The organism is Pseudomonas sp. GW822-FHT02E03, from assembly GCF_058802325.1.
Map to the genome: position 1 here is coordinate 81,399 of NZ_JBXAOA010000024.1, position 10,082 is coordinate 91,480.

Annotated in this window: 10 protein-coding genes; 6 read left to right on the forward strand and 4 right to left on the reverse strand. The window is 61.7% G+C overall.

Annotation, left to right across the window (positions count from 1 at the left end):
- Nucleotides 1-8 precede the first annotated feature (8 nt).
- The 4 genes from AC1RQB_RS18645 to AC1RQB_RS18660 are packed head-to-tail and all read right to left on the reverse strand — an operon-like array spanning nucleotide 9 to nucleotide 3,456.
- Nucleotides 9-1,118: a flagellar basal body P-ring protein FlgI gene (locus AC1RQB_RS18645; RefSeq protein WP_008072568.1), complete on the reverse strand. Its 1,110-nt coding sequence runs from the start codon at nucleotides 1,116-1,118 to the stop codon at nucleotides 9-11.
- An 18-nt stretch (nucleotides 1,119-1,136) separates the two neighbouring features.
- On the reverse strand, nucleotides 1,137-1,832 hold the full coding sequence (gene flgH, locus AC1RQB_RS18650) for a flagellar basal body L-ring protein FlgH (protein ID WP_052966739.1): 696 nt from the start codon (nucleotides 1,830-1,832) through the stop codon (nucleotides 1,137-1,139).
- Between the two features lie 52 nt (nucleotides 1,833-1,884).
- Entirely contained in the window at nucleotides 1,885-2,670 is a 786-nt protein-coding gene (flgG, locus tag AC1RQB_RS18655) for a flagellar basal-body rod protein FlgG (RefSeq protein ID WP_008011001.1), read from the reverse strand.
- A 45-nt stretch (nucleotides 2,671-2,715) separates the two neighbouring features.
- Nucleotides 2,716-3,456: a flagellar basal body rod protein FlgF gene (locus tag AC1RQB_RS18660; RefSeq protein WP_063342887.1), complete on the reverse strand. Its 741-nt coding sequence runs from the start codon at nucleotides 3,454-3,456 to the stop codon at nucleotides 2,716-2,718.
- Between the two features lie 442 nt (nucleotides 3,457-3,898).
- Between AC1RQB_RS18660 and AC1RQB_RS18665 the strand changes: the two genes are divergently transcribed.
- From AC1RQB_RS18665 to AC1RQB_RS18690, 6 genes are read left to right on the forward strand one after another with little or no spacing between them, the layout of a single operon-like run.
- Nucleotides 3,899-6,829, forward strand: a complete 2,931-nt coding sequence (locus tag AC1RQB_RS18665; protein WP_063340271.1) for a monovalent cation/H+ antiporter subunit A — start codon at nucleotides 3,899-3,901, stop codon at nucleotides 6,827-6,829.
- Nucleotides 6,829-7,173, forward strand: a complete 345-nt coding sequence (locus AC1RQB_RS18670; RefSeq protein WP_008029186.1) for a Na+/H+ antiporter subunit C — start codon at nucleotides 6,829-6,831, stop codon at nucleotides 7,171-7,173. The genes AC1RQB_RS18665 and AC1RQB_RS18670 overlap by 1 nt, the downstream gene beginning before the upstream one ends.
- Nucleotides 7,170-8,855, forward strand: a complete 1,686-nt coding sequence (locus tag AC1RQB_RS18675; protein WP_063340272.1) for a monovalent cation/H+ antiporter subunit D — start codon at nucleotides 7,170-7,172, stop codon at nucleotides 8,853-8,855. The genes AC1RQB_RS18670 and AC1RQB_RS18675 overlap by 4 nt, the downstream gene beginning before the upstream one ends.
- Nucleotides 8,852-9,340 (forward strand): Na+/H+ antiporter subunit E, encoded by a 489-nt coding sequence (locus tag AC1RQB_RS18680; RefSeq protein ID WP_007895416.1) that lies wholly within the window; start codon nucleotides 8,852-8,854, stop codon nucleotides 9,338-9,340. Before AC1RQB_RS18675 ends, AC1RQB_RS18680 begins: the two co-directional genes overlap by 4 nt.
- Complete coding sequence (locus tag AC1RQB_RS18685; RefSeq protein ID WP_008012107.1) at nucleotides 9,337-9,615, forward strand: K+/H+ antiporter subunit F; 279 nt, start codon at nucleotides 9,337-9,339, stop codon at nucleotides 9,613-9,615. The genes AC1RQB_RS18680 and AC1RQB_RS18685 overlap by 4 nt, the downstream gene beginning before the upstream one ends.
- On the forward strand, nucleotides 9,612-9,974 hold the full coding sequence (locus tag AC1RQB_RS18690) for a Na+/H+ antiporter subunit G (protein ID WP_063340273.1): 363 nt from the start codon (nucleotides 9,612-9,614) through the stop codon (nucleotides 9,972-9,974). Before AC1RQB_RS18685 ends, AC1RQB_RS18690 begins: the two co-directional genes overlap by 4 nt.
- Nucleotides 9,975-10,082 lie beyond the last annotated feature (108 nt).

The window sequence follows — 10,082 nt, forward strand, 5'->3', positions numbered from 1 at the left end:
CGCCGCCCTCAGATCACAATCAGATCGGCTTGCAACGCGCCGGCCTGTTTCAGCGCTTCGAGAATCGCCATCAAGTCACCCGGTGCCGCGCCGACCTGGTTCACCGCACGGACGATTTCGTCGAGGGTGGTGCCCGGGCCGAATTTGAACATCGGTTTGGCTTCTTGCTGAGCGTTGACCCGCGAGCGCGGCACCACTGCCGTCTGCCCATTGGACAAAGGGCCGGGCTGGCTGACGATCGGGTCTTCGGTGATGGTTACGGTCAGGCTGCCATGGGTCACGGCGGCCGGGGAAACCTTGACGTTCTGGCCGATCACGATGGTGCCGGTGCGCGAGTTGATGATGACTTTCGCCACCGCCTGGCCCGGATCGACTTCAAGGTTTTCGAGGATCGACAAATAGTCGACCCGCTGGCTCGGATCGAGTGGCGCAGTCACGCGAATCGAACCACCGTCGATGGCCTGAGCGACGCCAGGGCCAAGCATGTTGTTGATCTTGTCGACGATGCGCTTGGCGGTAGTGAAGTCCGAACGGTTGAGGTTCAGGGTCAGGCTGTTGCCCTGATTGAAACCGCTTGGCACGGCACGCTCGACCGACGCACCGCCAGGGATGCGACCGGCCGACGGAACGTTGACGGTGATCTTCGAACCGTCACGTCCTTCGGCATCGAAACCACCCACCACCAGGTTGCCCTGAGCGACGGCATAGACGTTGCCGTCGATACCTTTGAGCGGCGTCAGCAACAACGTGCCGCCACGCAGGCTCTTGGAGTTACCGATGGACGCAACGGTGATATCTATCTGTTGACCCGGCTTGGCGAACGCCGGCAGATCAGCACTGATCGACACCGCCGCGACGTTCTTCAATTGCACGTTGCCCGAACCTGCCGGCACCTTGATGCCGAACTGCGAAAGCATGTTGTTGAAGGTCTGCAGGGTGAACGGGGTCTGGGTCGTCTGATCGCCGGTGCCGTTAAGCCCGACCACCAGGCCGTAGCCGATCAATTGGTTGGAACGCACACCGGAAATACTGGCGATGTCCTTCAGCCGCTCGGCTTGAGCGTCGAAGGCTGCGGACATCAGGAGCGCAGCCACCATCAGGTGTTTGAAGTTCAACATGCTCACCAGAGAAGCCACCTAGAAAGGGAACAGCGGGCTGAGGAAGAAACGGTCGAACCAGCCTGGCTGACTCGCATCGGCAAACGCACCGGTGCCCGAATAGGTGATGCGTGCATCGGCGACGCGGGTCGACGACACGGTGTTGTCGGTGGCGATGTCATCGGCGCGAACGAGGCCGGCAATCCGCACCAGCTCATCACCGGTGTTGAGGGTCAGCCACTTCTCGCCGCGCACGGCGATGATGCCGTTAGGCAACACGTCGGCGACGGTCACGGTGATCGAACCGGTCAGGCTGTTGCTCTGGCCGGACTTGCTGTCGCCCTTGGTGGCGCGGTCACCTTCATAACCGACGTCCAGACTCAGGCTACCGCTGCCCACTGGATCACTGGTGCTCAGGCCGCCCCCGAAAAACGAGCTCAGGCCGATGTCGGTCTTGCTGTTCTTGTCGATCTGCGAGTTGGCGTTCTTGCTCGCTTGGGTGCGCTCGTTCAGGGTGATGGTGATGATGTCACCGACCCGGAACGCCTTGCGGTCGCTGTACAGGTTCTGTTCGAAACCGGCCTGGTAGATCGAGCCATTATTGGCGGCAGCCGGCAGCGGCGTGCGCGGCAACACCGGAGCGTAGTAAGGGTCATTGGGCTTGGGCGGCGGAGCAACGCAGCCCGCGAGCACGACGACCCCACTCAGTGCCAGAACAGATACAAAGCGATTCATGACCCTACCTCACGGTGTTGCAGGCGACCTCATGGCCGCCTCATAGACTTGATTACAGATTCTGCGTTACGAACGAGAGCATCTGGTCGGCGGTGGAGATCACCTTGGAGTTCATCTCGTAGGCGCGCTGAGTGGTGATCATGTTGACCATCTCTTCAACGGTGCTGACGTTCGAGGTTTCCAGAGTGTTCTGCAGCGTGGTGCCGAAACCGGCGAGGCCCGGGGTGCCGACTTGCGGCGCGCCACTGGCAGCGGTTTCCAGGAACAGGTTGTTACCCACCGCTTGCAGACCGGCCGGGTTGATGAAGTCGGCGGTTTGCAGGTTGCCGATCACCTGAGAGGCCGGGTTGCCGGCGACGGTGATGGACACGGTGCCGTCACGACCGACGGTGAAGGTCTGGGCGTCGTTCGGAATGACAATGGCCGGTTCCAGGGCGAAACCGCTGGCGTTGACGATCTGGCCGTTGGAATCCAGGTGGAACGTACCGTCACGGGTGTAGGACGTGGTGCCGTCCGGCTGCAGGATCTGGAAGAAGCCGCGACCGTCGATGGCCATGTCCAACGGTTGCTCGGTGGTTTGCAGGCTGCCGGCGGTGAAGTTTTTCTGGGTGCCGACGATGCGCACACCGGTACCCACTTGCAGACCCGACGGCAATTCGCTGTCCTGGGTCGACTGGGCGCCTGGCTGGCGTTTGATCTGATACAGCAAGTCCTGGAACTCGGCGCGGTCACGTTTGAAACCCGTGGTCGATACGTTCGCCAGGTTGTTGGAAATGGTGGTGAGGTTGGTGTCCTGGGCGGACAGACCTGTTTTGGCAACCCATAGAGCCGGAAGCATTCGATTCTCCTCGTGCGCCTGTTTTACGGCGCGACGTTCTGATAATTAGCTGATCTGCAAGACCCGAGCCATGGCCTGGTCATCGTCTTTGGCGGTGTTCATCATCTTGATGTGCAGCTCGAACTGCTTGGCCAGCGCCAGCACCGAAGTCATTTCTTCCACGGCATTGACGTTGCTCGACTCAAGGAACCCGGACACCAGTTTGACGTTGGCATCGGCCTGCGCCGGCTTGCCGTCCTTGGTGTGGATCGAACCGTCCAGGCCTTTGGTCATGTTCTTGAAGTCCGGGTTGACCAGTTTGATGCGGTCGACTTCGGCCATCACCCGTGGACCTTCACCCATCGCACGGATGCTGATGGTGCCGTCTTCACCGACTTCGATTTGCTGCTCGGGCGGCACGGCAATCGGCCCGCCATTGCCTACCACCGGCATACCGTTACCGGCACGCAGCACGCCCAGGGCGTCAACGTTCAAGCTGCCGGTGCGCACGTAGCTTTCACCGCCATCGGGGTTCTGCACGGCGATCCAGCCGTTGCCCTGCACCGCGACATCGAGGTCGCGACCGGTTTGCACCAGCGCACCCGGGGAGAAGTCGGTGGCCGGACGTTCGCTCATGGCAAACGCACGCGCCGGAAAGCTGTCACCAAACACCGGCATCGAACGAGCCTGTTCCAGGTCCTTCTGAAAACCGTTGGTAGAGATGTTCGCCAGGTTGTTGGCATGAGCCTTCTGCGCCAGTGCATTCTGGCTGGCGCCGGTCATTGCCACATAAAGGTACTTGTCCACACTCTTTCCTCTGCATGCCGGACGTTTGCCGCCCACCGCTGTACTGCTGAGCCATAAGCAATTTGCAGACCAACTTTTTTCTGGCGGCGCAGGGCCCGGCAAACAAAGGACTTGAGGGATTCAGAGGGGATCGGGGGAATGTGCCGAAGACGAAAAACCGGCGGTGTTATGCCGCTTCGCGGCAATCCTCAGTTTCCGTCACCTGATCGTTCCCACGCTCTGCGTGGGAATGCAGCCCGGGACGCTCCGCGTCCCAAGAGCGGACGCAGAGCGTCCATTGAGGCATTCCCACGCGGGAGCGTGGGAACGATCGATAGCGATCTGAAACAATGATAAACACGAATTTGCCGTTTACTTTGTAGGATTCTGCGACAGCTTGGCGTTTGGTGATCGGGGAGCTGGCACGTATGATGCTTCACAAACTTCCGCAGATTAGAAGCCTATGTCTCTGATAGTTCTACTGCTTCTGCCTTTTATCGGCAGTTGTCTGGCAGCCGTGCTGCCGCACAACGCGCGTAATACCGAATCGCTGTTGGCTGGCCTGGTTGCCCTGATCGGCACCGTCCAGGTTGCGCTCTTGTACCCGCAAATCGCCGATGGCGGCGTGATCCGCGAAGAGTTCTTCTGGCTGCCCAGCCTGGGCCTGAACTTCGTTCTGCGTATGGATGGTTTCGCCTGGCTGTTCTCGATGCTGGTGCTGGGCATCGGCACGCTGGTTTCGCTATACGCCCGCTACTACATGTCGCCGGACGATCCGGTGCCGCGTTTCTTCGCGTTTTTCCTGGCGTTCATGGGCGCCATGCTGGGGTTGGTGATCTCCGGCAACCTGATCCAGATCGTGTTTTTTTGGGAACTGACCAGCCTCTTTTCATTCCTGTTGATCGGCTATTGGCACCACCGCGCCGATGCGCGACGTGGCGCCTACATGGCATTGATGGTCACCGGTGCGGGCGGTTTGTGTTTGCTGGCGGGTGTCATGCTGCTCGGCCATGTGGTCGGCAGCTATGACCTGGACAAGGTCCTGGCCGCCGGCGAGCTGATTCGCGCACATGCCCTCTACCCTATTCTGCTTCCCCTGATCCTGATCGGCGCCTTGAGCAAAAGTGCCCAATTCCCCTTCCACTTCTGGCTGCCCCACGCCATGGCGGCGCCGACACCGGTTTCGGCGTATCTGCACTCGGCGACCATGGTCAAGGCCGGGGTCTTCCTGCTCGCACGCCTGTGGCCGTCGCTGTCCGGCAGTGAAGAATGGTTCTACATTGTCGGCGGGGCCGGGGCCTGTACGTTGTTGCTCGGCGCTTACTGCGCGATGTTTCAGAACGACCTCAAGGGCCTGCTGGCCTACTCGACCATCAGCCACCTGGGCCTGATCACTTTGCTGCTGGGCCTGAACAGTCCGCTGGCCGCCGTGGCCGCGGTGTTCCACATTCTCAACCACGCCACGTTCAAGGCCTCGCTGTTCATGGCCGCCGGAATCATCGACCACGAAAGCGGCACCCGGGATATTCGCAAACTCAGCGGCCTGATCAAACTGATCCCGTTCACCGCCACCCTGGCCATGGTCGCCAGTGCCTCCATGGCCGGCGTGCCGCTGCTCAACGGCTTCCTGTCCAAAGAGATGTTCTTCGCCGAAACCGTGTTTATCAACGCGACGGCCTGGATCGAGATGACCCTGCCGATCGTCGCGACCATCGCCGGGACGTTCAGCGTGGCTTACTCCCTGCGCTTCACCGTTGATGTGTTTTTCGGCCCGAGCGCCACCGACCTGCCGCACACCCCGCACGAGCCGCCACGCTGGATGCGCGCGCCGGTGGAATTGCTGGTGTTTACCTGTCTGGTGGTGGGGATCTTCCCCGCTCAAGTGATCGGCCCGTTGCTCGCGGCGGCGGCATTGCCGGTGGTGGGCGGTACGCTGCCCGAGTACAGCCTGGCGATCTGGCACGGCTGGAACGCGCCGATGATCATGAGCCTGATCGCCATGTCCTGCGGCATCATCCTCTATCTGCTGTTGCGCAATCAGCTCAAGCGCGGGCGTTTCTCGCACCCGCCGGTGATCAGCCACTTCAATGGCAAGCGCCTGTTCGAGCGCAGCCTGGTGATCATGATGCGCCTGGCCCGTCGCCTGGAGCGGCGGGTCAGCACCCGGCGCCTGCAAACCCAACTGTTTCTGGTGGTGCTCGCCGCGGTGCTGGCCGGGTTGATCCCGATGCTGCACAGCAGCCTGAGCTGGGGCGACCGACCGAAGATTCCGGGCTCGATCGTGTTCGTGATCCTCTGGCTGCTGGCGATTGCCTGTGCCCTTGGCGCAGCGTGGCAAGCCAAGTATCACCGGCTCGCGGCCCTGACCATGGTCAGCGTCTGCGGCCTGATGACCTGCGTGACCTTCGTCTGGTTCTCGGCGCCGGATTTGGCCCTGACGCAACTGGTGGTCGAAGTGGTGACCACAGTGCTGATCCTGCTGGGCCTGCGCTGGTTGCCGCGACGGATCGAAGAGGTGTCGCCGTTGCCGAGCAGTCTGCGCAAGGCACGCATCCGCCGTATCCGCGACTTGCTGCTGTCGATCGCGGTCGGTGGCGGCATGGCGTTGCTGTCCTACGCAATGCTGACCCGCCAGACGCCCAACGACATTTCCTCGTTCTACCTCAGTCGCGCCCTGCCCGAAGGCGGCGGCAGCAACGTGGTCAACGTGATGCTGGTGGACTTCCGTGGCTTCGACACCCTCGGCGAAATCACCGTGCTGGTGGCCGTGGCCCTGGCTGTGTTCGCCCTGCTGCGACGCTTCCGTCCGCCGAAAGAAAGCCTGCAACTGCCGGCCCAACAGCGCTTGCTGGCGCCCGACGTGGTCACCGACCTGGTCAACCCGCGTCACGCCAGCGACACCGCGCTCGGTTTCATGATGGTGCCAGCGGTGCTGGTGCGTCTGCTGCTGCCGATTGCGTTTGTGGTGTCGGTCTACCTGTTCATGCGCGGGCACAATCAACCCGGTGGCGGTTTCGTCGCCGGGCTGGTGATGTCGGTGGCGTTCATCCTGCAATACATGGTCGCCGGCACCCAGTGGGTCGAGGCGCAAATGAGCCTGCGGCCGCTGCGCTGGATGGGCACCGGGCTGCTGTTCGCCACGATCACCGGGCTCGGGGCGATGGTGGCCGGGTATCCATTCCTTACCACTCACACCTGGCATTTCGCATTGCCGCTGCTCGGCGAGATTCACATCGCCAGCGCGCTGTTCTTCGACATTGGCGTGTACGCCGTGGTGGTCGGCTCGACGCTGTTGATCCTGACCGCCCTCGCCCACCAGTCGGTACGCGGTCATAAAACCAGCGCGCAACCCAAGCCCATGGCCAAAGCGGCTGCCACGCAAGGAGCCATCTGATGGAAGAAGTCATCGCAATCGCCATCGGTGTGCTGGCCGCGTCCGGCGTGTGGCTGGTGCTGCGACCACGGACGTTCCAGGTGGTCATGGGCCTGTGCCTGCTGTCCTACGGCGTCAACCTGTTCATCTTCAGCATGGGCAGCCTGTTCATCGGCAAGGAGCCGAACATCAAGGACGGCGTGCCTCAGGATTTGCTGCACTACACCGACCCGCTGCCGCAAGCGTTGGTGCTGACCGCGATCGTCATCAGCTTCGCCATGACCGCGTTGTTCCTGGTGGTGCTGCTCGCCTCCCGGGGCCTGACCGGCACCGACCATGTGGATGGCCGGGAGCCTAAAGAATGAATCCAATGGCGCACCTGATCGCAGCCCCCATTCTGCTACCGCTGCTGACCGCCGCGGTGATGCTGATGCTGGGCGAGAAACACCGCCCGTTAAAGGCCAAAATCAATCTGTTCTCCAGCCTGCTGGGGCTGGGCATTGCCGTGATGCTGCTGCAATGGACGCAAACCACCGGCGTGCCGGGCTCCATCGGTGTGTACCTGCCGGGCAACTGGCAGGTGCCGTTCGGTATTGTGCTGGTGGTCGATCGTCTGTCGGCGCTGATGCTGGTGCTGACCGGGATCATCGGCGTCAGCGCCTTGCTGTTCGCCATGGCCCGCTGGGACGGTGCGGGTTCGAGTTTCCACGCGCTGTTCCAGATTCAGTTGATGGGTCTGTACGGCGCCTTCCTGACGGCAGACCTGTTTAACCTGTTCGTGTTTTTCGAAGTGCTGCTGGCCGCCTCTTACGGGCTGATGCTGCACGGTTCGGGCCGGGCGCGGGTGTCGTCGGGGCTGCATTACATCTCTATCAACCTGTTGGCCTCGTCACTGTTCCTGATTGGCGCGGCGCTGATCTACGGCGTTACTGGCACGCTGAACATGGCCGACCTGGCGCTGAAAATCCCGCTGGTGCCGGAAGCCGATCGCGGCTTGCTGCATGCCGGCGCGGCGATTCTGGCGGTGGCGTTCCTGGCCAAAGCCGGCATGTGGCCGCTGAACTTCTGGCTGGTGCCGGCCTACTCCGCGGCCAGCGCGCCCGTGGCGGCGATGTTCGCGATCATGACCAAGGTCGGCGTCTACACCTTGCTGCGTTTGTGGACGCTGCTGTTCTCCGGCCAGGCCGGGGCATCCGCGTATTTTGGTGGCGACTGGCTGATCTACGGCGGCATGGCGACCATCGTTTGCGCCGCCGTGGCGATCCTCGCCGCGCAACGCCTGGAGCGCATGGCCAGCCTGAGCATTCTGGTGTCGGCAGGCATTCTGTTGTCGGCCATCGGTTTCGCCCAACCGAACCTGATCGGCGCGGCGCTGTTCTATCTGGTCAGCTCGACCCTGGCCTTGAGCGCGCTGTTCCTGCTGGCCGAGTTGATCGAGCGCTCGCGTTCGGCCAACGAAATGCCGCTGTTCGACGACGGCGAGCTGCTGCCACGGCCCCTGGAATCCTTGCAGCCGCCCAAAGGCTTCAACCTCGATGACGACCGCAAAGCCGTGGTCGGACAAGTGATTCCCTGGACCATGGCGTTCCTCGGTTTGAGCTTCATCGCCTGCGCCCTGCTGATCATCGGCATGCCGCCGCTTTCCGGGTTTATCGGCAAACTCAGTCTGCTCAGCGCCCTGCTCAATCCGCTGGGTCTGGGCAATGGCAGCGACGAACCGATATCGAACAGCGCGTGGGGGTTGCTCGTCCTGTTGATCTTGTCCGGGTTGGCCTCGTTGATTGCTTTTTCGCGTTTGGGCATCCAGCGTTTCTGGACTCCGCAAGAGCGGCCGTCGCCCTTGCTGCGGCGCCTGGAATGCGTGCCAATCGTGGTTCTGCTGGGGCTGAGCATTGCGCTGACGTTCAAGGCCGAACCGCTGCTGCGCTACACCCAAGCGGCGGCCGTTGCATTGAACAACCCTCAGCAATACGTGATGGCGGTGCTCGAAACCCGTGTAATTCCAGGCCCGAAAGCCAAGACAGCGCTGCTGGAGGTGCAACCATGAAGCGCCTGTTTCCTGCACCCTGGTTGTCGTTGGCGCTGTGGCTGCTGTGGCTGGTTTTGAACCTGTCGATGAGCCCCGGCAATCTACTGCTGGGCGCCATGCTGGGATTCTGCGCGCCGTTGATGATGCGCAAGCTGCGGCCGCTGCCGATCCGCATTCGTCGGCCTGGGGTGATCCTGCGTTTGTTCTTGCTGGTCGGGCGCGACGTGATCGTGTCCAACCTCGCCGTGGCCTGGGGCGTGCTTAACGCAGGCCGTCGTGCGCCTCGCTCGCGGTTTATCAAGGTGCCGCTGGACTTGCGCGATGCCAACGGCCTGGCGGCGCTGTCGATGATCTGTACGGTGGTCCCCGGCACGGTCTGGTCGGAACTGGCGCTGGATCGCAGCATTCTGTTGCTGCACGTCTTCGATCTGGATGATGAAAGCCAATTCATCCAGCACTTCAAGACGACCTACGAGCGCCCCTTGATGGAGATCTTCGAATGAGCGCATTGCTGTCGAACGCGATCCTGCTGAGCCTGTTCATCTTTTCGATGGCGATGATTCTGACCCTGATCCGGCTATTCAAGGGTCCATCGGCTCAGGATCGGGTTCTGGCGCTGGATTACCTGTACATCATCGCCATGCTGATGATGCTTGCGCTGGGCATTCGTTATGCCAGTGACACTTATTTCGAGGCGGCGCTACTGATCGCCTTGTTCGGCTTCGTCGGCTCGTTCGCCCTGGCCAAATTCCTGCTGCGTGGCGAGGTGATCGAATGAGGCCTGAATTGTCTCTGTGGGTGGAAATTGCGGTGGCGATTCTGCTGGTGCTGAGCAGCCTGTTTACGCTGATCGGCGCGGCCGGATTGCTGCGGATGAAGGACTATTTCCAGCGCATGCACCCACCGGCGCTGGCCTCGACCTTGGGAGCGTGGTGCGTGGCGCTAGCTTCGATCATTTACTTTTCGGCGCTCAAGTCGGCGCCGGTGCTGCATGCCTGGCTGATTCCGGTTCTGCTGTCGATCACCGTGCCGGTGACCACGCTGCTGCTGGCCCGGGCGGCGTTGTTTCGCAAGCGCATGGCGGGGGATGATGTGCCGGCTGAGGTGAGTAGTCGGCGGACCGAAAGCGGGAGTTGAATCCAAGGTTTGTGTTGATTGATCAGGCCTCATCGCGGCATCGGTATCTACACATCTCCCGATCCTGGTCTATAAAAGGACGGCATGGATATCAAATGACCGGGCTAG

Bases quoted from the DNA above. Each gene is read 5' to 3' on its own strand.
- AC1RQB_RS18645 (WP_008072568.1), bottom strand. From the start codon at position 1,118: ATGTTGAACTTCAAACACCTGATGGTGGCTGCGCTCCTGATGTCCGCA.
- flgH (WP_052966739.1), bottom strand. From the start codon at position 1,832: ATGAATCGCTTTGTATCTGTTCTGGCACTGAGTGGGGTCGTCGTGCTC.
- flgG (WP_008011001.1), bottom strand. From the start codon at position 2,670: ATGCTTCCGGCTCTATGGGTTGCCAAAACAGGTCTGTCCGCCCAGGAC.
- AC1RQB_RS18665 (WP_063340271.1), top strand. From the start codon at position 3,899: ATGTCTCTGATAGTTCTACTGCTTCTGCCTTTTATCGGCAGTTGTCTG.
- AC1RQB_RS18670 (WP_008029186.1), top strand. From the start codon at position 6,829: ATGGAAGAAGTCATCGCAATCGCCATCGGTGTGCTGGCCGCGTCCGGC.
- AC1RQB_RS18675 (WP_063340272.1), top strand. From the start codon at position 7,170: ATGAATCCAATGGCGCACCTGATCGCAGCCCCCATTCTGCTACCGCTG.
- AC1RQB_RS18680 (WP_007895416.1), top strand. From the start codon at position 8,852: ATGAAGCGCCTGTTTCCTGCACCCTGGTTGTCGTTGGCGCTGTGGCTG.
- AC1RQB_RS18685 (WP_008012107.1), top strand. From the start codon at position 9,337: ATGAGCGCATTGCTGTCGAACGCGATCCTGCTGAGCCTGTTCATCTTT.
- AC1RQB_RS18690 (WP_063340273.1), top strand. From the start codon at position 9,612: ATGAGGCCTGAATTGTCTCTGTGGGTGGAAATTGCGGTGGCGATTCTG.